The sequence below is a fragment of the Ruegeria sp. ANG10 genome (assembly GCF_040705255.1).
GTDB lineage: Bacteria > Pseudomonadota > Alphaproteobacteria > Rhodobacterales > Rhodobacteraceae > Ruegeria.
In genome coordinates this window covers 440,767-462,974 of record NZ_JBFCVU010000002.1, presented here as the reverse complement: position 1 = coordinate 462,974, position 22,208 = coordinate 440,767, and the positions used below count along the sequence as shown (strand labels likewise).

Here is a 22,208-nt window from a genome sequence, read left to right as displayed (position 1 = left end):
AATCCGGCCCTTGGCTTGGCAAGGTCGCCGGGGTATGACATGGCGCCATAGAAAATGTGACAGCCCGGGGAGCAGGGATGAGCGACACCGACAGTTTTATTGATGAGGTGACCGAAGAGGTTCGCCGTGATCGCCTGTATCTGCTGCTGCGTCGCTGGGGCTGGATCGGCGTTCTGGCCGTGGTTCTCATCGTTGGCGGGGCCGCGTTTAACGAGGTTCGCAAGGCCCGTACCACGGGTCAGGCCGAAAAGCTGGGTGACGAGATTCTCAGCGCGCTTGCGCAGAATGACTCGGCTGAACGTGCAAACAGCCTGGCCAGCATTGATGCGGTAACACCCGGCGGTGATGCGGTTCTGAACATGCTGCTGTCCTCGTCGCAGATCGAGGCCGGTTCGCGGCAAGAGGCTGTGGACAGCTTGAACGCCATTGCCGTTCAGGGTGAACTGCCGGAAATTTATCGTGCGATTGCTACATTCAAGTCGCTGCTGCTGCAAAGTGACACTCTGCCCGTGGCGGATCGCCGTCAGCAATTCGAAGCACTGTCCGCGCCGGGCGCACCGCTGCGCTTGTTGGCCGAAGAACAACTGGCACTGATTGATGTCGCCGAGGGGAATGCCGACGCAGCAATCGAGCGTCTACAGGCGATGCGTCAGGATGCCGAGATTGGTGTGGACCTTCAGCAACGCGCTGCGCAACTGATTGTCGCGCTTGGCGGCGAACCGGAACCACTGGTGGCCCAACAGGGCTGAACCGGCGGCAATTAGAATGACAGGCGAGTTCGGAGTATCATGGTGACAAGTCTTTTCTCCCGCATTGGATTGCCGGCTGCGGCCCTATCGCTGAGTGTTCTTGCCGCATGTGAGGAACCCGAGGTCATTTTGCCCGGTGCCCGCGAAGACATTCGGCCCACCTCTGACAATGTGACAGTGGTGACCCAGGGTTCGAAACCGATCAGCCTGCCTGCGCAACAGGCCAACGCCAATTGGTCGCAAAGCGCCGGTACGCCCGCATTTCGCACCGGCAACGCGGCACTGCGCGCAACGCCTCAACGTGTGTGGTCGACCTCGATCGGGGATGGGGATTCGCGCAAGCGTCGCATCACCGCAGAGCCTGTTGTGGCCGGTGGCCTGATTTATACGCTGGATGCAGGCGCGACCGTTTCTGCGGTTACACCGCAAGGGCAGGTGGCCTGGAGCAAGAATCTTATCCCGGCCAATGATGGCGACGCGGACGCGACCGGTGGCGGATTGGCCTATGCCAATGGTGTGCTTTACGTGTCGTCCGGGTTTGGGCGTCTGACGGCGTTGGATGCGAAAACTGGGGCGATCAAATGGCAAAAACGCCTGAATGCCCCAGGCAACGGCGCACCCTTGGTAAATGATGGTTTGTTGTATCTGGTGGCAGGCGATGAAACCGGCTGGGCCGTGAACACCAAGGACGGCCGCATCGCGTGGCAAGTTCAGGGTACGCCAAGCGTGGGCAATGTTCTGGGGGCTCCAGCTCCTGTGATTGCACAGGAATTTGCCGTCTTTGCCTTTGGTTCGGGCGATATTTCCGCGTCTTTCCGCAAGGGGGGTATCGGGCGCTGGAACTCTTCGGTCGCGGGTGGGCGCCGGGGACGTGCGGCCGCACAGATCGTGGATGTGACCGGCGGACCAATGGTGGTGGGCGATACGATCTATATCGGCAATCACTCGGGCCGCACCGTGGCGTTTAACGCCACCTCGGGTGAGCGGATCTGGACGGCGGATGAGGGGGCTGTGGATACGGCCTGGCCTGCCGGTGACAGCCTGTTTTTGATCAGTGACCGCAGTCAGTTGGTCCGGTTGAACAGGGCAGATGGATCGATCATCTGGGCGCAGGATTTGCCCGGTTTTGTCAAGGACAAGCCCAAGCGCCGTGGTCCAATCGTTGCGCATTACGGCCCGATCGTGGCCGGTGGGCGCGTCGTTGTCGCGTCGAATGACGGTTTCCTGCGGTTCTTTAACCCGGTCGACGGCACGCTGGTCAACAGCGTCGAGGTTCCCGGCGGGGCCACCACGGCCCCTGTTGTGGCCGGGCAGACTCTGTACGTCGTTTCGACCAAAGGTGATCTACACGCTTTCCGTTGATCGCAAGATGCGCTAAAGGGCGCGTCTGAGTCTTGAAAGTTGAGTATCATGTCGCTGACCCTCGCCATCGTGGGGCGCCCGAATGTGGGCAAATCCACTCTGTTCAACCGCCTAGTGGGCAAACGTCTGGCCCTGGTCGACGACCAGCCGGGTGTGACGCGCGACCTGCGCGAAGGCGAAGGGCGTCTGGGCGATCTGCGCTTTACCGTGATCGACACAGCGGGTCTTGAGGACGCAACCGATGACAGCCTGCAAGGCCGGATGCGTCGGCTGACCGAACGCGCGGTCGACATGGCCGATGTGTGCCTGTTCATGATCGATGCGCGTGTCGGGTTGACGCCGACGGACGAGATGTTCGCCGAGATTCTGCGCAAACGTTCCAAACACGTGATCCTTGCCGCCAACAAGGCCGAAGGAAACGCGGCGGATGCCGGTGTGCTTGAGGCGTATAATCTGGGTCTGGGTGAGCCCGTGCGACTGTCGGGTGAACATGGCGAGGGGATGACGGACCTTTATGCACAACTCATGCCGCTGGCCGATGCCGCGGCTGAGCAGGCCGAGGATGACGCCCCGCAAACCGATATCGAACTGGACGAAGACGGCGGGGGCGAGGCGCCGCTGATCACGGCAGCGAAACCGCTGCAGGTTGCCGTAGTCGGGCGGCCAAATGCCGGAAAGTCCACATTGATCAACAAGATCATCGGCGAAGACCGCCTGTTGACCGGCCCCGAGGCTGGTATCACCCGCGATGCGATCAGCCTGCGCATTGACTGGGCCGATCCCGATGGCGACAGCACCCCGATGCGGATTTTCGACACGGCGGGCATGCGCAAAAAAGCCAAGGTGCAGGAAAAGCTGGAAAAGCTTTCGGTGTCCGACGGTCTGCGCGCCGTAAAATTTGCCGAGGTCGTGGTGGTGCTGTTGGACGCGGCCATTCCGTTTGAACAGCAGGACCTGCGCATCGCCGATCTGGCCGAGCGCGAAGGCCGCGCCGTCGTTGTTGCCGTGAACAAATGGGATATCGAAGAGAACAAGCAGGAAAAGCTGCGCGATCTGAAAGAGTCCTTTGATCGTCTTCTGCCGCAATTGCGTGGCGCGCCGCTGGTCACCGTATCTGCCAAGACTGGTCGAGGGCTGGAACGTCTGCGCACTGCCATTCTGCGCGCCCATGATGTGTGGAACCGCCGCGTGCCGACAGCTGCGTTGAACCGCTGGTTAACGGCCATGCTGGAACAGCACCCGCCGCCAGCCCCGCAGGGCCGCCGGATCAAGCTGCGCTATATGACACAGGCCAAGACCCGCCCCCCTGGGTTTGTGGTGATGTGTTCGCATCCCGACAAGATGCCAGACAGCTATACCCGGTATTTAGTGAATGGCCTGCGCGAGGATTTCGATATGCCCGGGTCACCAATCCGCCTGACATTGCGTGGGCAGGGTGACAAGAATCCCTATAAGGGGCGGCGCAAGAAAAACGCGGGCGCTTTGGCCAAACATCTCAAAGGTCGCGCGTAACTGCGCCAATTTTCAGCATTTTCGGCTGAAGTGCGTGACAGCCCCGCTGCCGCAGGCTAGCATTCTCCTGTGTGCATCTGTTTTTGTGCGCGCTGCTTGATTACAAGCAAAACGCAAATAGTTTCGTGGTGATATTAATTGGGCCAAACGTGGGGACAGGCTGAATGAATTTGCGGGAATATACGCGACAATATGCGGTACAGGACAATCGGCTGGCCGCGCTAAGCTATTTTGGGACCTTCGCCGTTTATTTCGCGTCGCTGACGCTGGCGATTATCTATGTCGACCGCTGGTACATCATGATCCCTGCCGGGATCGTCTTTGCCTTTTCAGCTGTGCGTCTTTACGTTTTGCAACATGATTGCGGCCACCATTCCCTGTTTGAGACCCGCGAGCAGAATGAATGGGCCGGGCACGGTTTGTCACCCTTCACCTTTGCTCCATTCGAAGTGATGAAGCAGAACCACAATTTGCACCATTCGGGGATCGGTAATCTGGAACACCGCGAAACGGGTGAGATTCACACGATGACCCTGCGGGAATGGAACGCTGCTGATTGGAAGAAGCGATTGTTCTACCGTCTTTACCGCAACCCTTTCATTCTGGTTCCGGTTGGCGCGCTTTTCACCTATTTCATTCGCTACCGCTGGCCCAAGAACACAGTACGGTTTGGTGTGACCGGAGTTGTGCTGCACAATCTGTCGATCGTGATCTTCCTGGGACTGCTTTATCTGATCGCTGGCATGACCGGTATTCTGGTCTGGCTGGTGTTCTCGTTGCTGGGGGGCATGCTGGGTGTATTCCTGGTCTACCTGCAACATAATTTCGAAGACACTTATTGGGACCGCCGTCCGGACCTTGATCCGCAACTAGCAGCCTTGCAGGGGTCTTCTGCTTTGGATTTCGGCTGGTGGTTCGACAATGCCGTTGCCTGCATCACGCTGCACGACATCCACCATTTCAACGCCCGTATTCCATCCTATCGGCTGCGGGCGTGCCACTATAACCTGCCGCCTGAATTCACCCCGCGTCGGATCAAGTTCCCCGAGGCGGTGGCGGCGCTGAATTTGAAACTCTGGGACGAAGATGCCAAGCGTCTCGTGCCATTCCCCAAAGAGGATAGAACCGGCACTCTGGCTCACGGCAGTTGACGCAAAGACGTCTCCGAAACTGCTCGCCGATTAGTAGGCGTCTGTGCCCAGTGTGCATTCAATTGAAAATGTAGGGAGAGAAAGGAAGGCTTAGTAATGACCGCAGTGACCGACGTTAAGGGTGTAGGAAAGGCGCTTGGGCAGGCGCTGATCGCCAATGGGTACAAAACCGCTGAAGCCCTTGCCAAAGCCAACCCCGCCGACCTTGTTAAAGTTCCTCGAATTGGTACCTCTAGCGCGCCGTTGCTGATCGCCGCGGCGAAAGACGCGATTGCAACCAAGCCCGCAGCGAAAACGGCTGCGGCAAAACCCGCAGCCAAAAAGCCAACTGCGGCCAAGACAGCCAGACGCGCGCCCGCGCGCAAACCTGCGACGCGCAGGCCTGCCGCCCGGAAAACCGTCGCGGCCGCCGCTGCCGAGAAACGTGCCGAAGAGGCCGCGCGCAAAGCTGCCGAGGAAAAAGCCGCCGCAGAAGCCAAGGCGCGCAAGAAGGCCAAAGCCAAGGCCAAGGCTGAAAAGGCCGCCAAAAAGCTGCAAGAGATGGAAGCCGCGATCTCAAAGGCCAAGGACAAGGTGAAGGCCAAGGCCAAGAAAGACAAAAAGTCCAAAAAGGACGGTAAGAAAAAAGATCAGTCCAAGAAGGGCGATAAGAAAAAAGACCAGCCCAAGAAAGACAAAAAGAAGAAGGGTAAGAAAAAGACGAAGAAGTAATCCTCCTTCGCCTTACGTTCTGCAAGACCGGCACTACGCAATGCGGGTGCCGGTTTTTTTATGCCAGTGTGCCGTCCAGTTGCAGTGTTCGTTTACCGCCCAGGTATGGCGCCAGCACTTCGGGCAGGGTCACGGTGCCATCCGCGTTCTGTCCATTTTCCAGAACCGCAATCAGGCAGCGCCCGACCGCCAGCCCTGAACCGTTCAGGGTGTGGACATATTCCGGTTTGCCGCCACCTTCGGGGCGGAAACGTGCGTTCATACGGCGGGCTTGGAAAGCTCCGGTGGTCGAGACCGAACTGATCTCACGATATGTGTCCTGCCCGGGCAACCAGGCTTCGATATCAAAGGTGCGGCGCGCGCCAAAACCCATGTCACCTGTACACAGAACGACAGTGCGGTAGGGGATGCCCATCTGCTCCAGCAAGTCCTCGGCACAGCGCAGCATGCGTTTCTGTTCCTCATCCGATTTGTCGGGATGCGTGATCGAAACCATTTCGACCTTTTCAAACTGGTGCTGGCGCAGCATGCCTGCGGTGTCCTTGCCCGCGCTGCCCGCCTCGGACCGGAAACAGGCCGTGTGGGCGGTCATGCGGATGGGCAGGGCGGCTTCGTCCAGAATGTCACCGGCCACGGAATAAGTCAGCGTCACCTCGGACGTTGGGATCAACCACCAGCCATTGGTGGTCTGATAGCTGTCATCGCCGAATTTCGGCAGCTTATCAGTGCCGTACATCGCCTCATCGCGGACCAGAACCGGAGTTTGCATCTCGGTCAGGCCGTTCTTGTCGATATGGGTGTCCAGCATGAATTGGGCCAACGCACGATGGATACGCGCGACACCCTTCGACAGGTTTACAAAACGGCTGCCACTGGTTTTGGCGGCGGTCTCAAAGTCCATCGCTGCGGCGACGGCGGGAATGTCGAAATGCTCTTTCGGAGCAAAGCCGAGTTCGCGCGGGGTGCCCCAGCGGTTCACCTCGACATTGTCATTCTCATCCGCACCTTGCGGCACGTCGTCGGCGGGCAGGTTGGCGATGCGGGCCAACTGATCGATCAGCAGTGCGTCCAGATCCTTGGCCTCGTTCTGCATGCGGGCGATTTCGGCCTTTTTTTCGGACACCAACGAGCGCAGACGCTGGAATTCATCCTCGTCCCCGCGCGCTTTGGCGGCACCGACCTCTTTGCTGGCCTTGTTCTGCTCCGCCTGTGCGGTTTCGGCGGCCAGAATCTTAGCCCGGCGGCTTTCGTCCAGCCGCAGCACATCTGACGACACCGGCGCATCCCCACGGCGAGCCAAGGCGGCGTCGAAGGCGTCAGGGTTTTCGCGAATGGCGCGGATGTCGTGCATGGTTCAGATCCTTAATGCGTGAATCACTAGGATCGCTTATGCACCATCTGAAAGGCAGGGTGTAGCACCGGTTACGACTTATCGGTGTCCTCGTGTGTTTCATGCGCCAGATGCCCGTCCCATTCCTCGGCAGGTATTTTCGGCTCGGGTGGATCGGCCATGTAGGACGGCGTCATGATCTGCACGTTGTTTTCGTTGAACACTGCCACGATATTGCGGTGCAGATCCGAGCGGATTTTGGGGATGATACTACCCCGCGTCGTATAGCCATTGATCTGATAGTTGATCGCATAGTCGGCCAGTGCAGTCCACAACACGAATGGTTCGGGCTTGGCTTTGATCCCCTTGGTGCGCTTGGCGGCTTCGATCAGCATAGCCTCGATCTTCTCAGGTGGCTCCTCGTAGCCGATGCCGACTGTGGTGTGCAGTAACAGCCCGCTACCATCTGTTTTCTTTGAGAAATTCACTACATCCGAATTCATCAATTGCGCATTAGGGATCGAGATCAACTCATTCTTGATGGATTTCAGGTGGGTCTCCATCAGTTTGATCTGCACCACATCGCCAATGTGGTCCCCGATCTGAATACGGTCCCCGATCGAGGTTGAGCGGCGGTAGATCACGAACAACCCCGCCAGCATATTGGACACGACCGAATTTGCCCCCAGCGACAGCATGGCGCCGACAAGAATTGTGAGACCCTGAAACGCCGCCGAGTCCGACCCCGGAATGTAAGGAACGGCAAAGACCAGTGCGATGAGGATGACGACGACTCGGGCGATATTGAAGGTCGGATTAACCCAGTGCTTCTCGAAATCGCCCATATCGAACGACCCGGCCTCAACGGCATCAAAGAACACGCGCATGCCCTTGATGATGTACATCGTGACCCAGGTGATCAGGGCCAGCATGATCATGTTGGGGATGTAAGAGAGAATGCCTTGGAAGATCAGCAGCACCGGCTCGGTCAGGTAGGTGAGTAGAAGCTGCGCGAAATAGCGGGTTTCCGCAAAGGCCAGCAGAACAAAGGACAGGTAGTAATAGAAGCCCAGGAAGAAGATGATGAGGAGAACGAAATTCAGGCCATACCGGACCAGTGCGGCAATCGCCTCGGCCTGAACGCTTTTGGCAGTGGCGGTTTCCACATCCCGCAAGTGGCGTTTGACAAATTTTAGCGTGCGCCGCCTGATCCGGCGATGCAGCCACAGGATCGCAACGATGAAAACGGCAAACCCAAGGGTCCACGCGGCGGCTTCGATCGCGCCGGATACGCGCGCCTGCTCCGTACGATTGGCCCGATAGGCAAGGATGGCTTCTTCGATGGCCTGACCGTGAAGGAAGCTGAGAACATCCAGTTCCATCTGGTCCAGCTCAGCATCTGCCACGGTCACGATGGACACGATCACACCATCCGCGCGAATTCGGATGCCAAGCTCGGTGTCTTCGAATGAAATGTCGACCGAGGGGTCTTCTGAGGCCTCGGCAACTTCGATGATCTTGTTCTGGACACTATCCGCCCGTTCCGGCGCGGGCAGGGCGCTAGAGCCGCGCAGGAAGAATAGCATATCGCCGTCCACGATGACGGGGGCTTTGAAACTGTCTGTTTCCTCGGCCTCGGGTTCAACGATCTCAGCGGGCGTTTCTTGCGCAGTTAGCGGTGCTGCAAGACACAAAGTCAAGGCCAGCAATGACAGCAAAAGCGTCAACGATTGGAATGGTTTGTAACGAACTGTCATTGTCCCTCCTCAGGTTTGACTATAGCTGAGTTCAGGCCTCTGCCTAGGACATATCTGCAACGCTTTGATGCGAGTTCATGCGTTGGGATCAGGTTCAGGTGGGTTACAGCGCCGCCTTTGCTTGCAAAGGCGCATCTCAGGGCATAGGTTCCCGCCAAATTTGCGGAACCGTGCCGCAATCCAAAGCAAAAGGAATATCCCATGGAAGGTGGCGCATTCGCCCAGTTTCTCCCGCTGATCCTGATCTTCGCGATCATGTATTTCCTGCTGATCCGTCCGCAGCAGAAGAAGATGAAGCAACATCAGGCGATGGTCGAGGCTGTGCGCCGGGGCGATCAAGTTGTCACTCAGGGCGGCCTGATCGGCAAGGTGTCGAAGGTCAAGGAAGGCGAGAACGAGGTCGAGGTTGAACTGGCCGAAAACGTCAAGGTTCGCGTGGTTAAGTCGACTATTGCGCAGGTTCTGAATAAGACCGAACCGGCGAAGTAACTTCGCGCGACAAATCCTTGAAAAGGCAGGGTAATGCTGCAAATTAATACCTGGAAGCGGGTTCTGATCTGGTCGGTCTGTGTGATCGGCCTGCTGATGGCCCTGCCGAATGCGTTTTACACGCGCGTCGAGCAATCCAACGATGCCAAGGCCGCGATTGAACTTGGCATCGACACCCCAGAGATGCAGGCACAGGCGGCGCAGTGGCCCAACTGGTTACCATCGTCGCTGGTCAATCTGGGCCTCGATCTGCGGGGCGGTGCGCATCTGTTGGCCGAAGTGAAGGTCGAAGATGTCTACGAATCCCGGATGGAGGCGATGTGGCCGGAAATCCGTGATGCGCTGCGCGATGAGCGCGCGACTGTGGGTACGATCCGCAAACAGGAATCAGCCCCGGATGAGATTCGCGTTCGCATCAGCCAGCCCGAGGGCATGTCCCGCGCGCTGGAGGTTGTGCGCGGTCTGGCCCGTCAAGTGCAAACGCTGACCGGTGTTGGTGCCACTGATATCGAAGCTCGCGCAGACGGTGACACCATCGTCGTGCAGTTGTCTGAGGCCGAAAAGCTGGCCTCGGATGATCGCACCGTGCGGCAGGCTCTGGAAATCATCCGCCGCCGGATTGACGAGGTCGGAACGCGAGAGCCCACAATTCAGCGTCAGGGTGCAGACCGCATTCTGATCCAGGTGCCGGGCATTGGCAGTGCAGGTGAATTGAAAGAGATCATCGGCACCACCGCTCAACTGACTTTCAACTCGGTCGTCAGCCGCGGCTCCGACCCGGACGCCGTGCCCGGTATCGGGCAAGAGGTCGTACCGTCCATTGATGAAGATGACGTTTATTACATCATCGAGTCCGCTCCCGTTGTGACGGGTGAAGAACTGGTGGATGCACAGCCATCGTTCGACCAGAACGGTCGCCCTGCGGTCAGTTTCCGGTTCAACACATCCGGCGCACGTAAGTTTGGCGACTACACGCTGGAAAACATCGGCGCGCCCTTTGCGATTGTATTGGATGACGAGGTGATCTCGGCCCCTGTGATCCAGAGTCACATTCCGGGCGGGTCGGGTATCATCACCGGTAACTTCACCGTTGAAGAAAGTACTAATTTGGCGGTCCTGTTACGAGCTGGTGCGCTGCCTGCGGGGCTGGAGTTCCTTGAAGAACGCACCATCGGTCCCGAGCTGGGGCAAGACAGCATCGACGCCGGTAAGGTGGCAACCATCGTGGCCTTTGTCGCTGTGCTGACCTTCATGGCGCTCAGCTATGGTTTGTTTGGCGTGTTTGCCAACATTGCGCTGATCATCAACGTCGGGTTGCTGTTCGGCCTGCTGTCGCTGATCGGGGCAACGCTGACTTTGCCGGGTATTGCGGGGATCGTCCTGACGGTCGGTATGGCGGTGGACGCCAATGTGCTGATTTTCGAGCGTATCCGTGAGGAACTGAAATCCGCCAGAGGCCCGGCGCGTGCCATTGAGCTGGGTTATGAAAAAGCCCTGTCCGCTATTCTGGACGCAAACGTTACCACTTTCATCACCGCCGTCATCCTGTTTGCCATGGGCAGCGGGCCGGTGCGCGGGTTCGCGATTACGCTGGGGCTGGGTATTCTGACCTCGGTCTTCACCGCGATCTTCGTGACGCGCCTGATGATCGTGATGTGGTTTGAACGCCGTCGTCCGAAAATGATCGAGGTTTGACATGAGACTGAAACTCGTACCCCAAAACACCTCGTTCGATTTCTTCAGCCGCTGGAAGGTCTGGTTGGGCATCTCGGCCCTGATGATGGTCGTGGCGTTCACGTCCTTCATGCTGCAGGGTCTGAACTTCGGTATCGATTTCCGTGGTGGGACCACGATCCGGACTCAATCTGCGCAGGAAATTGACGTCGGCGCCTATCGTGACGCGCTTACGCCGCTGGAACTGGGCGATGTGACCATCACCGAAATCTTCGACCCCACTTTTGGCGATGATGAAAACGTCGCCATGATCCGCATTCAGGCGCAGGCCGATGCCGAGGCCGTCTCGGCCGCGACGGTTTCCGCAGTGGAAGAGGCGTTAAAGGTCGCCGCGCCGGATATTGAATTTGTATCCGTCGAATCCGTAGGCCCAAAAGTTTCAGGCGAATTGATCCAGACCGCTGTGATTGCGGTGGTTTTGGCCATCGGGGCCGTTCTGGTCTATATCTGGCTGCGCTTTGAATGGCAGTTCGCGCTGGGGGCCGTGGCGGCTCTGGTGCATGACGTGATCCTGACCATCGGCATCTTCTCAGAACTGCAAATCCGGTTTGACCTGGCCATTATCGCGGCGCTTCTGACCATCGTGGGTTATTCGCTGAACGATACCGTGGTCGTGTTCGACCGCGTGCGTGAGAACTTGCGGAAGTATAAGAAGAAAGACCTGAAAGAGGTTCTGAACATCTCGATCAACGAAACGCTCAGCCGAACAGTGATGACCTCGGTGACCACGCTGCTGGCGCTGATCTCGCTTTATGTGCTGGGTGGGGATGTGATTCGTGGTTTCGTCTTTGCGATGATCTGGGGCGTGATCGTGGGAACCTATTCTTCGGTCTTTGTGGCCTCGACCATTCTGCTGTGGCTGGGGGTCAAACGCGACTGGTCCAAGCCGTCGAATACGGCGGGCAATCAGTTTGCCAATATCGACGCCTGATATTTTCGGCCAGTCCCCAACGGGGCTGGCCGTTATCATTTTTGCGGCTTTCCTCGGCGGCGTTGTTCGTGGGTTTTCCGGATTCGGCACCGCACTGATTTTCCTTCCTCTTTCCACACCCTTCCTTGGTCCGTTCGGAGCCATCATCGGCCTGACCATCATGGACATCTTCGGCCCATTGCCGAACCTGCGCGGCGCTTGGCATGTTGTGCATCGTAAGGATCTGTTGCGGCTGTTGTTGGGCTGTGCGCTGTTGCTTCCTGTAGGGTTATGGGTGCTGACTAAGGTTGAACCCGAGGTTTTCCGCTATGCCGTCAGTCTGCTGGCGCTGTTCATGCTGGCCGTGCTTATCCTTGGGTTGCGGTATCATGGCCATGTTGGTCGGGGAATGGTTGCGGGAATTGGCGCAGCAGCCGGGTTTCTGGGCGGCGTGGCGGGCCTGCCCGGCCCGGCGGTGATCCTGTTTTACATGTCGCGTCCCATACCGGTCGAAGTGATCCGCGCCACGATTCTATTGTTCCTGTTCGGGTTCGATTTCCTCCTCCTTGGGTTCCTGACCGGGATGGAGCGGATCACTTGGGCGGCGGCGGCACTGGGTCTTGCGTTGGCAGTGCCGAATTTGCTGGGCAACTGGCTGGGCGGTTGGTTGTTCCGGCCCGCGTATGAAAAGCTGTATCGCGCTGCGGCTTACCTGGCGATTGCGGTTGCTGCCTTGTCGGGCCTACCGCTTTGGGGCTAGAACACGGCCATGCGCCTGAATGAGATTTCCTATACCAACGCAGTCCCTGTTGACGGGTATGGCCCGGGCTTTTTCCGGATCGGCGGACAGGTCTATCAGGGGGCGGTTCTGACAGGCCCAGCCGGGACCACGACCTGGGGCGGGTATGAGGACAACGCGCCGCTGCTGGAACTTTCCGACACCGTGGACGTTTTGTTCATCGGCACAGGGACTGAACTGAATCACATCCCTGCTGATCTGCGCACGACCCTGGAAAATGTCGGTATCGGGGTTGAGATCATGAACTCTCCGGCCGCGTGCCGCACGTATAATGTGCTGTTGTCCGAAGGGCGGCGCGTTGCGCTGGCCTTATTACCGGTCTGATCTGTCGGCAAGGCCTGCGTCAAATCTCGCCTTTTGCCCCTGACGGCGATGAGATAAGCGGGACCCATGACATTGACTGTAACCGATCTGGCCATCGCCCGTGGCGGCGTTCCCGTGCTTGAAGGGCTGAGCTTTGCTTTGCCGCCGGGCAAGGCGCTGATTCTGCGCGGGCCGAACGGGATCGGTAAGACGACCTTGCTGCGCACACTGGCCGGGTTGCAGCCGCCGCTGGCGGGGCGGATTGACGGGGCTGAGGATCAGATCGCATATGCCTCGCATTCCGACGGGTTGAAGCCGACATTGACGGTGGTTGAGAATCTGACCTTCTGGGCCTCGGTCTTTGGCACTTATGAGATTCAACCCGCGCTCGACGCCTTTGCACTGAACGAGTTGTCCGACCGTCATGCAGGCAACCTGTCGGCTGGGCAGAAACGGCGGTTGGGTTTGGCACGAATGCTGGTTACGGGGCGGCCGATCTGGATGCTGGACGAGCCGACCGTGTCGCTGGACCGCAACGCGGTGCAGATGTTCGCCGATGCTGTACGCGCGCATCTGGGGCAGGGCGGATCGGCCCTGATCGCCACTCATATCGACCTTGGCTTGGACGGAGAAGTTCTGGATGTCGGCCGCAACAAGGCGAAACCCAAACCCATCGAAGATTTCGACGGAGGCTTCCTGTGATCGCCCTGTTGCTGCGTGACCTGAAACTGGCCTTCCGCGCGGGCGGGGGGTTTGGTCTCGGTCTGGCGTTTTTTCTGATCGTGACCGTTTTGGTGCCGTTTTCAGTAGGGCCGCAATCCTCGCTGCTGTCGACCATCGCGCCGGGTGTTCTGTGGCTGGGCGCGCTGCTGGCCTGCCTGTTGTCGCTGGACCGCCTGCTTGCACTGGACTGGGAGGACGGCTCGCTTGACCTGCTGGCTACTGCGCCGCTGCCGTTGGAAGCGGTAGTGACCATCAAGGCGCTGGCCCATTGGCTAACCACTGGCCTGCCACTGGTTCTGGCCGCTCCGTTTCTGGGCGTGCTGTTGAACCTGCCCGTGCCGGGGTTTTTCTGGCTGGTCGTATCCCTGCTGATCGGGACACCGGCCATGAGCGTCATCGGCACCTTTGGCGCGGCCCTGACCGTGGGCCTGAAACGTGGCGGATTGCTGCTATCCCTGCTGGTCCTGCCGCTGTATGTGCCAACGCTAATTTTCGGGGCCGAGGTTGCACGCCGAGGAGCCACGGGGATGGAGACGCAGACCCCGCTGCTGATGCTGGCGGGAATCACCGCCGCGACAATCGCCCTTTTACCCTTTGCCAGCGCTGCGGTGCTGCGCATTAACCTTCGCTGACGCGGTCAAACTTTGACTGATGTCAATTGAGAACGAACCCGACTCGGACTAGATAAGGCCCATGTCTATCGCAGCCAAAGCCAACGCCCTCTGGGAATACGCCAATCCGCGCAAGTTCCTTGCCACCAGTGAACGGGTGATGCCGTTTTTCTGGCTGTCATCGCTTGCCTGCATCCTGGTGGGGCTGGTGTGGGGGTTCTTCTTCACACCGGATGACTACAAGCAGGGCTCGACGGTCAAGATTATCTATTTGCATGTGCCCGCTGCGCTGATGGCGATCAATTGCTGGCTGATGATGCTGGCGACCTCGCTGGTCTGGCTGGTGCGGCGCCATCATGTCAGCGCACTGGCGGCGCGTGCAGCGGCCCCTGTGGGCATCGTGATGACCCTGATCGCCCTGGCGACGGGAGCAATCTGGGGTCAACCGATGTGGGGCACCTGGTGGGCCTGGGATCCGCGCCTGACCTCGTTCCTTATCCTGTTCCTGTTCTATCTGGGCTATGTCGCCCTCTGGGAAGCCATCGAAGATCCCGATACGGCGGCCGATCTGACCTCGGTCCTGTGTCTGGTGGGGTCTGTCTTTGCGATCCTCAGCCGTTATGCGGTAAACTTTTGGAACCAGGGGCTGCATCAGGGCGCGTCGGTGATGCGTGCCGCTGCTGTGACCGGGGCGGATACCGAAGAAAAGGTCAGCAACATCTATTTCTACCCGCTGCTGCTGTGCATCATCGGGTTTGTGCTGCTGTTCATTGCGCTGGTCCTGTATCGCACCGGTACGGAAATTCGCGCGCGCCGGATCAAGGCGCTGCTGGCGCGGGAAAGGGTGAACGGATGATCCCTGATCTGGGAAAATATGCCGATACGGTTCTGTGGTCCTATGCGGCCTCGATCGGGTTGCTGGCGGTGCTGATCGTGTTCAGTATCGTACGCGGCCGCAAGATCCGGGCCGAGATGGAGAAGGTCGAACAAAGGATGACGCGCAATGGCTAAAATCTCGCCCCTGATGATTGCGCCGCCGCTGATTTTTGGCGCTTTCGCCGTTCTGGCGGGTATCGGCATGTTCCGCGATGATCCCAACGCGTTGCCCTCGGCCCGCGAGGGTCAACCTGCGCCGCCGGTGGTCTTGACGGAATTCGCGGGCAAGACAGGATTTGATGATGCCACCCTGCGGGACGGAGAAGTCAAGCTGGTCAACTATTGGGCCAGCTGGTGCGCGCCTTGCCGGGCCGAACACCCAAACCTTGAGGCGCTCTCCAAGGAAGGCATTCCCGTCTATGGCATCAATTACAAGGATAAGCTAACCAACGCCGAAGCGTTCCTAACCGAACTGGGCGATCCTTACGCCGGGATCGGCCGAGATGAGCAGGGGCGTATGGGGTTGGACTGGGGTGTCTATGGCGTGCCTGAGACCTATGTGATCGATGGTGAGGGTACGATCATCTTGCGTTTTGCCGGGCCGATCACTCAGCGCGTGATCGAAAGCACGATCCGTCCGGCATTGGAAAAAGCGGCAAGCAACTAAAACCGCGCGTTAAACTGTGATATCCGCGCTGAAAGAAACACAAAAAAAAAGGGCGTCCAATCGGACGCCCTTGGTAATTTAGCGTTCAGGTTTACCCTGCCTTTGCCAAGTTCCGCAGCACATATTGCAGCACACCGCCGTTCTCGACGTATTCGATCTCGGGCGCGGTATCTATGCGGCACTTGAGGGTGATGGTCTTTGTGGTGCCATCGCCATAGGTGATAGTGCAGGGCACCTCTTGCAATGGTTCAACCTTATCCAGACCGTCAATCGAGACAGTCTCATCCCCCTTAAGCCCCAGCGATTTACGGGTGTCGCCGCCGGTGAATTCGAACGGGATCACGCCCATGCCAACCAGGTTGGAACGGTGGATACGCTCAAAACTTTCGGCGATCACAGCCTTGATGCCCAGCAACGCGGTGCCCTTAGCGGCCCAATCGCGCGAGGAGCCGGCACCGTATTGTTGACCTCCGAACACGACAAGCGGAACACCCTGTTCCTGATAGGCCATCGACGCGTCGTAGATTGAGGTCTGCTGACCATCCGGACCTTTAGTATAGCCACCCTCGACACCATCCAGCATCTCGTTCTTGATGCGGATATTAGCGAACGTGCCGCGCATCATGACCTCGTGATTGCCCCGGCGTGAACCGTACGAGTTGAACTCGCGCGGCTGAACCTGACGCTCTGTCAGGTACTTGCCCGCAGGTGAGGTTGCAGCAAAGGACCCCGCAGGCGAGATGTGGTCGGTGGTGACCATATCGCCCAGAATGGCCAGAACCTTGGCGCCGTCGATGTTCGAGATGGTGCCCGGTTCTGGGCTCATGCCTTGGAAATAGGGCGGGTTCTGGATGTAAGTCGAGGTCGGTGGCCAGTCATAGGTTTCCTGTTGTGGGACTTCGACCGCCTGCCATTTCTCGTCGCCTTTGAACACGTCGGCATATTTCGATTGAAATGCTTCGCGTGTAACAGTCTCCTGAACGATATCAGCGATTTCCTTCTGGTCCGGCCAGATGTCTTTCATGAATACATCATTGCCGTCCTTGTCCTGACCGATCGGTTCCGAGGTCAGGTCGATATCCATGGTGCCCGCCAGCGCATAGACCACCACCAGCGGAGGGGAGGCCAGATAGTTGGCCCGTACATCCGGAGAAATCCGACCTTCAAAGTTGCGGTTACCCGACAGAACCGAGGTGGCGACCAGATCGCCCTCGGCAATCGCTTCGCTGATTTCTTTCTGGATCGGACCCGAGTTGCCGATGCAGGTGGTGCAGCCATAGCCCACAAGGTTGAACCCGATGGCGTCCAAATGCTGTTGCAGCCCGGCGGCCTCAAGATATTCGGTCACGACCTGCGATCCGGGGGCCAGCGAGGTCTTGACCCAAGGCTGACGGTTCAGACCCAACTCATGCGCCTTTTTCGCCACCAGACCGGCCCCGATCATCACATAGGGGTTAGACGTGTTGGTGCATGAGGTGATCGAGGCGATTACCACCTTGCCGGATTCCATGGTGTAGTCTTCGCCTTTGACGGTGACTTCTTTATCCATCGGTCGCTTGAACGTCTCGGCCATTTCCTTGGTGAAAGCGGCTTTGGCGCCAGTCAACGCGACATAGTCCTGTGGACGTTTCGGACCCGACACGGCCGGAACAATGGTGCCCATGTCGAGCGACAGGGTGTCCGTGTAGATCGGGGCGTAGCTCTCATCCCGCCACAGGCCGTTTTCCTTGGCGTAAGCCTCAACCAACGCAAGGCGATCCTCGTCGCGTCCGGTATTGCGCATGTAACGCAGGGTTTCGCCATCAATCGGGAAGAAGCCGCAGGTCGCACCATATTCAGGCGCCATGTTGGCAATGGTCGCGCGGTCAGCCAGTGGCAAGCGATCCAGACCGCTGCCGTAGAATTCGACGAATTTGCCAACCACGCCTTTTTCGCGCAGCATCTCGACCACTTTCAGAACCAGGTCGGTGCCGGTGGTGCCTTCGACCATCGCGCCGGTCAGTTCAAAACCGATGACCTCGGGGATCAGCATTGAGATCGGCTGACCCAGCATCGCGGCTTCGGCCTCGATCCCGCCGACGCCCCAACCCAGAACGGCCATGCCGTTAACCATGGTGGTGTGGCTGTCGGTGCCAACCAGAGTATCGGGATAGGCAACTTCCTCTCCGTTCTGGTCTTTGTCGCTCCAGACGGTTTGGGCCAGATATTCCAGGTTCACCTGATGGCAGATGCCGGTGCCGGGGGGCACGACGCGGAAATTGTCAAACGCTGACTGGCCCCATTTCAGGAACTGATAGCGTTCCATGTTCCGTTCATATTCGCGATCCACGTTCATCTGGAACGCGCGCGGATTGCCAAACGCATCAATCATGACTGAGTGGTCGATAACCAGATCCACCGGGTTCAACGGATTGATCTTTTGCGCGTCACCACCCAGTGCTTTGATCCCGTCACGCATCGCAGCCAGATCGACTACGGCCGGAACGCCCGTGAAGTCCTGCATCAATACGCGGGCAGGGCGATAGGCGATCTCGCGCGGGTTTTTACCACCATTTGCGCCCCATTCGGCAAAGGCTTTGATGTCATCAACCGAGACAGAAAACCCGTCATCCTCAAACCGCAGGATGTTTTCCAGCACCACTTTCAGTGCCGCAGGTAGTCTGGAAAAATCACCCAGACCGGCCTCTTGCGCGGCACGAATCGAGTAATATGCGATGGACTTGCCGTTCACATTCAAGCTGCGGCGTGTCTGCGCTGAATCCTGTCCTACGGTAATGGGCATTGTTGGCCTCCCTTTCAAAATACTGGGTTTGGGGATTTGCTGATTGTTTTCTGTAGCATGATTGCCGTGCATTCAAGGCTTAGATACCTTGACCTCTAAATTGTATGCTAACGTATACAATTCAAGGGCGATTGTTTTAAATCTCAAGAAACCTTGATTGGCGGTTGAGCGTTGATCCGTTTAAACCGGATAAGCACCCCAAAAGTCCGAGATTTCATATGTTCAGAATTGCTCCTGTCACTGTGTTTGTTTCCCTGTTTCTGGCCACCTCAGCCGTGGCCGAGAATGACCCGGTTGTGGTCGAACTGTTCACGTCACAAGGGTGTTCGTCCTGCCCGCCAGCTGATGAGTTGATGCATGATCTGGCACAGCGTGACGATGTGATCGGACTGGCCCTGCATGTGGACTATTGGGACTATATCGGTTGGAAGGACGAATATGCCGATCCCAATCACACCCTGCGTCAGCGCGCCTATGCGCGTCAGGGCGGGCGGTCGATGATCTACACGCCGCAGATGGTTATCAACGGTCAGCAGGATGTGGTCGGTGCAAAGTCGCAAGAGTTGGAGTATCTGATCGACGCTCATCTCAAAGCCGCACCCGAGGCCGAAGTAGTGGCGACCCGTTCGGGCAACGATGTCACGGTCAATGTGACGCCGGTCGAACTGCCAGAGGGTGAGCTGTATGACGTGCGCGTGGTGCAGTATGCACCGATGCGCCATGCCTCGATCCGCCGAGGAGAGCTGGCAGGGCATGAGCTGGACTATGCAAATGTTGTGGATACCTGGCAGGAGGCCGGGCAGTGGGACGGGGTGGCGCCGCAGCAGTTTTCGGCGGTGTTGACCTCGGACCTGCCAGCGGTCGTTCTGGTGCAGAAGGTCGGGCATGGCCCAATCGTTGCCGCCACCAAGGTCAAGTGATCAGGGCATATCCTCGGGCTGAACACCAAGTCCGTTCCAGGCTTTCCAACGCCGGTGAATCCAAAACCATTGCCCCATGTGCTGCCGCACCACGGCTTCAAGATCATCATTTGTGAACTGCGTCATGGTTTTGGCGTCAGTATGCGGAACCGGGTCATGCAGTACGATTTCGAAGTCAATGCCATTGGGCTGACGGATCGCATAGCAGGGGATCAGTTCGGCTTTGTATTTCATTGCCAATTCGGCGTTCAAAATGGATGTCACGGCCGGTTTGCCGAAAAACGTCAGCTCTTCCCCGCCGTGGGCGTGCAGGTCTGAGACGATGGCGATGATGCCGCCGCTCTTGAGGGCGCGCACCATCTCAACCATGCCGCGGCGGCCCTGTTCGAACATGGGCGCGCCGGTCTTGTAGAACGCATCAACATACATGTCGTTGAAATAGGGGTTCGCCATACGACGATAGAGGCAACCGATGGGCTGTCCACTGCGGGTTTGCAGGGCGATCCGCGCAGCCAGATAATGGCCAAAATGCGCGGTAATCATCATGACGGGTCGCCCTTCGGCCACAGCAGCGTCAAAGGCAGCAATGCCAGGGCCGGAAACCTTGGCAGTGGCCTGGCGTTCCGTGAACCCTTCGGGCGAAAAATGCTCCATGATGGCGCGACCTGCATTGTCGGGCACAGCACGGCAGATGCGTTTCACTTCGGCGTCCGACAAGTCAGGGCGGGTGAGTTTCAGGTTATTGCGCACCCGCTTGGTGAAACCGACCAGAGGGGCAAGCCCGCGTACAATGGCCCCCATAGTTTCGATACGCCGTTCATACGGCAACAGCCGCATTGCCCCGATTACACCTTTCAGAAACAGGCCGGTGACATAGTATTTTCGAAGCGCCCCGCGGCTTAGTTCCGACTTTTCGACGGGCATAATCTGGTCTCACCGGCTATTGCATTTTGCCGGGTCAGACATACAAGGCACATTCCGCGACCACAAGCATTCCTATGATCTAAGTAGTGGTGCTTGCCTAATCCTCATTGTCTTCTTCGATCAGGGCGATCGTTCCTTCGTCAATAAGGGCACGAATAGCGCCAACAATCTGCGTCATGGCATCTTCAGCCTCGGATTGTTTGACTTTGCCGTGTTCGCCGATTTCTTCGCGCAGGTTGTCGGCCATTCGCGATGACATGTTGGACAGCAGGAACTCGACCGTTTTTTGGTCATCGTCCGTTGCGGCCCCGGCTAACGCGGTGACCAGATCGGCCTGATCCACGCCGCGAAGAATCGCCGGAACATCGCGCGGAAGAATACGGGCGGGGACATGTGCAAAGGTAAAGATCGAACGGCGCACGACGCTGGCGAAATCCGAGTCATCTTCGTCCAGCGCGGTCAGCAACCCGTCGCGGGTGGAGGCCGTGGATTGATTCAGAATCGCGCCCACGCGCGCCCCGGGACCATCGGCAAAGGCCTGCGACGGTCTTTGGTCCAGCTGAGCTGCCAGCGACCAGCCGATACGTTCCACCGCCTCGGGTGTGACATTGGCAGTTTTCGAAATCGCAAAGGTGATCTGACGGGCAACAGGACCGGGCAGGTTCCCCAAAAGCTGCGCGGCTTTTGCGGTTTCCAGTTTCGATAGCATCACGGCGGCGATCTCGGTGCTTTCTGCTTGTGCCATGGCAGCCAGGTCTTCGGTTGGTACCTCGCGCAGCCGTTGCCACGGATCGCCGATCTGGCGCACCCCGGCCACCTTACGCAGCCGCGCGGCTGTGGCCGGGGCAATCTTGCCATCCACCGCGTCCAAAGCACCGGCCAGACCGTGCGGGAAAGACAGGCCGACACTGTCCAGCGCCTGTGCAAACTCCTGCGCCACTGCGTCCAATGTCACACGATCCACCAAGCCCATCTCACCCAGTTGATGGGTCAGTTTTTCCTGCAGATCATCGGGAAGGTCTTCCAGCGGGATATCCGCGCCTTCATTCAGCAGCAGCCGCACGACCACTGCGGCCTTCTGCCGGTTGCTGAGTGCGCGGGGGATGACGCGAGGCGCGTCACTGTCCGCCTGATCTGTCACCGGAGCCGCCCCCGGTGCCACCTGTATCAAAGTGTTTGTGTCCTGCATCTGCCTGCGGTGCCATAGTTGCGTTCCACAGGCAGATTACGGAGAGTCGGGTAAAGAAAGGCTGAAGCTTAGTAGTTATAGGTCAGCCCGGTGCGGATTGCCTCGCGCAGCGACGCCTCGGCCCAGGTCCCTTCACCACCGCGCGCCTTGATCTCGCGCCACTGGGCAATTGCCAGATCGGTTTTCCCTTCGGCCACAAAGCCCTGACCCATATAGCTGCGTGCCAGGATATTGTCGGGGTTGGTTTCGATGGCATTGGAATAAAAGACATTGGCCAGCTCAAGCTCACCCATTTTGCGATAGGTAAAGCCCCAGTAGGTCAGCACACGATCATCGTTTTGATCCATGATGCGTAGAATATTCTGAGCGTTTTCTAACTGGCCGTCATATGCCAATTCGCGCACGGCTTCATACAGCTCATCTTGGGTAAAGTTGGTCTTGTCCGGCTTGACACAGCGCCCGGCATCCTTGTCGTAAACGCGGCCAAACAGGCATTTCTTGGTTGTGTTCGTTGGTTTGGGGGCTGTACTGCCACCGCCACCCGCGGCATATGCCGCCGGTGCAAAGACAAAGGCCTGAAGGGCAATAGCTGAAACAAATACAAGACGCATTTTCCTACTCCGTTCTCTGGGCTGCTCTGATCAAGCATAGTGCGATCTGATAAAAAGCTAACAATCGCGGCCTCGCTTTTATTCACAAGTAGGAAATA

Annotated in this window: 22 protein-coding genes; 16 read left to right on the top strand and 6 right to left on the bottom strand. The window is 58.2% G+C overall.

The features are described 5' to 3' along the window. The first annotated feature begins 77 nt into the window (after window positions 1-77). The 5 genes from AB1A64_RS06370 (at window position 78) to AB1A64_RS06350 (ending at window position 5,485) form a co-directional block, all read left to right on the top strand. Complete coding sequence (locus tag AB1A64_RS06370) at window positions 78-749, top strand: hypothetical protein (protein ID WP_366550638.1); 672 nt, start codon at window positions 78-80, stop codon at window positions 747-749. A 39-nt stretch (window positions 750-788) separates the two neighbouring features. After that, window positions 789-2,111, top strand: a complete 1,323-nt coding sequence (locus AB1A64_RS06365; protein WP_366550637.1) for a PQQ-binding-like beta-propeller repeat protein — start codon at window positions 789-791, stop codon at window positions 2,109-2,111. 48 nt (window positions 2,112-2,159) lie between these two features. Beyond that, entirely contained in the window at window positions 2,160-3,623 is a 1,464-nt protein-coding gene (gene der, locus AB1A64_RS06360; RefSeq protein ID WP_366550636.1) for a ribosome biogenesis GTPase Der, read from the top strand. Window positions 3,624-3,787: 164 nt separating this feature from the next. Further along, window positions 3,788-4,774: a fatty acid desaturase gene (locus tag AB1A64_RS06355; protein WP_366550635.1), complete on the top strand. Its 987-nt coding sequence runs from the start codon at window positions 3,788-3,790 to the stop codon at window positions 4,772-4,774. A 96-nt stretch (window positions 4,775-4,870) separates the two neighbouring features. Then, window positions 4,871-5,485, top strand: a complete 615-nt coding sequence (locus AB1A64_RS06350) for a helix-hairpin-helix domain-containing protein (protein WP_366550634.1) — start codon at window positions 4,871-4,873, stop codon at window positions 5,483-5,485. A gap of 58 nt (window positions 5,486-5,543) precedes the next feature. On the opposite strand, the gene serS is transcribed toward AB1A64_RS06350, so the two are convergent. Together serS and AB1A64_RS06340 are read right to left on the bottom strand one after the other, a co-directional pair. Then, entirely contained in the window at window positions 5,544-6,836 is a 1,293-nt protein-coding gene (gene serS / locus AB1A64_RS06345; RefSeq protein WP_366550633.1) for a serine--tRNA ligase, read from the bottom strand. A gap of 71 nt (window positions 6,837-6,907) precedes the next feature. Continuing rightward, entirely contained in the window at window positions 6,908-8,572 is a 1,665-nt protein-coding gene (locus tag AB1A64_RS06340; protein ID WP_366550632.1) for a mechanosensitive ion channel family protein, read from the bottom strand. Window positions 8,573-8,773: 201 nt separating this feature from the next. On the opposite strand from AB1A64_RS06340, the gene yajC reads away from it, so the two are divergent. From yajC to AB1A64_RS06290, 10 genes are all read left to right on the top strand, one after another. Further along, a complete protein-coding gene (gene yajC, locus AB1A64_RS06335) occupies window positions 8,774-9,061 on the top strand; it encodes a preprotein translocase subunit YajC (protein ID WP_058280646.1) in 288 nt (95 codons plus the stop codon). Between the two features lie 33 nt (window positions 9,062-9,094). Then, a complete protein-coding gene (gene secD, locus AB1A64_RS06330; RefSeq protein WP_366550631.1) occupies window positions 9,095-10,756 on the top strand; it encodes a protein translocase subunit SecD in 1,662 nt (553 codons plus the stop codon). A gap of 1 nt (window position 10,757) precedes the next feature. After that, a complete protein-coding gene (secF, locus tag AB1A64_RS06325) occupies window positions 10,758-11,726 on the top strand; it encodes a protein translocase subunit SecF (protein ID WP_366550630.1) in 969 nt (322 codons plus the stop codon). After that, window positions 11,707-12,465, top strand: a complete 759-nt coding sequence (locus AB1A64_RS06320; protein ID WP_366550629.1) for a TSUP family transporter — start codon at window positions 11,707-11,709, stop codon at window positions 12,463-12,465. Before secF ends, AB1A64_RS06320 begins: the two co-directional genes overlap by 20 nt. Window positions 12,466-12,474: 9 nt before the next feature. Next, a complete protein-coding gene (locus tag AB1A64_RS06315) occupies window positions 12,475-12,828 on the top strand; it encodes an Mth938-like domain-containing protein (protein WP_366550628.1) in 354 nt (117 codons plus the stop codon). A 66-nt stretch (window positions 12,829-12,894) separates the two neighbouring features. After that, entirely contained in the window at window positions 12,895-13,509 is a 615-nt protein-coding gene (gene ccmA, locus AB1A64_RS06310) for a heme ABC exporter ATP-binding protein CcmA (RefSeq protein ID WP_170349107.1), read from the top strand. Beyond that, a complete protein-coding gene (gene ccmB / locus AB1A64_RS06305; protein WP_170349106.1) occupies window positions 13,506-14,162 on the top strand; it encodes a heme exporter protein CcmB in 657 nt (218 codons plus the stop codon). Before ccmA ends, ccmB begins: the two co-directional genes overlap by 4 nt. Window positions 14,163-14,223: 61 nt before the next feature. Further along, window positions 14,224-14,997: a heme ABC transporter permease gene (locus AB1A64_RS06300; protein ID WP_366550627.1), complete on the top strand. Its 774-nt coding sequence runs from the start codon at window positions 14,224-14,226 to the stop codon at window positions 14,995-14,997. Next, the gene (gene ccmD, locus AB1A64_RS06295; protein ID WP_366550626.1) at window positions 14,994-15,152 is read left to right on the top strand and encodes a heme exporter protein CcmD; all 159 of its coding nucleotides are present in this window, start codon (window positions 14,994-14,996) and stop codon (window positions 15,150-15,152) included. Before AB1A64_RS06300 ends, ccmD begins: the two co-directional genes overlap by 4 nt. Beyond that, window positions 15,145-15,684 carry a DsbE family thiol:disulfide interchange protein gene (locus AB1A64_RS06290; protein ID WP_366550625.1) on the top strand — a complete coding sequence of 180 codons (540 nt, stop codon included), beginning with the start codon at window positions 15,145-15,147 and terminating at the stop codon, window positions 15,682-15,684. Before ccmD ends, AB1A64_RS06290 begins: the two co-directional genes overlap by 8 nt. Before the next feature lie 91 nt (window positions 15,685-15,775). Here the strand turns inward: AB1A64_RS06290 and acnA are convergent, their stop codons facing one another. Further along, a complete protein-coding gene (acnA, locus tag AB1A64_RS06285) occupies window positions 15,776-18,466 on the bottom strand; it encodes an aconitate hydratase AcnA (RefSeq protein ID WP_366550624.1) in 2,691 nt (896 codons plus the stop codon). Between the two features lie 218 nt (window positions 18,467-18,684). Here acnA and AB1A64_RS06280 point away from each other — a divergent pair, with 218 nt between their 5' ends. Next, window positions 18,685-19,386 carry a DUF1223 domain-containing protein gene (locus AB1A64_RS06280; RefSeq protein WP_366550623.1) on the top strand — a complete coding sequence of 234 codons (702 nt, stop codon included), beginning with the start codon at window positions 18,685-18,687 and terminating at the stop codon, window positions 19,384-19,386. Here the strand turns inward: AB1A64_RS06280 and AB1A64_RS06275 are convergent, their stop codons facing one another. From AB1A64_RS06275 to AB1A64_RS06265, 3 genes are all read right to left on the bottom strand, one after another. After that, window positions 19,387-20,310 carry a lysophospholipid acyltransferase family protein gene (locus tag AB1A64_RS06275; RefSeq protein ID WP_366550622.1) on the bottom strand — a complete coding sequence of 308 codons (924 nt, stop codon included), beginning with the start codon at window positions 20,308-20,310 and terminating at the stop codon, window positions 19,387-19,389. 97 nt (window positions 20,311-20,407) lie between these two features. Beyond that, window positions 20,408-21,499 (bottom strand): FliG C-terminal domain-containing protein, encoded by a 1,092-nt coding sequence (locus tag AB1A64_RS06270; RefSeq protein ID WP_366550621.1) that lies wholly within the window; start codon window positions 21,497-21,499, stop codon window positions 20,408-20,410. Window positions 21,500-21,567: 68 nt separating this feature from the next. Further along, window positions 21,568-22,110, bottom strand: a complete 543-nt coding sequence (locus AB1A64_RS06265) for a hypothetical protein (protein WP_366550620.1) — start codon at window positions 22,108-22,110, stop codon at window positions 21,568-21,570. Window positions 22,111-22,208: the final 98 nt, after the last annotated feature.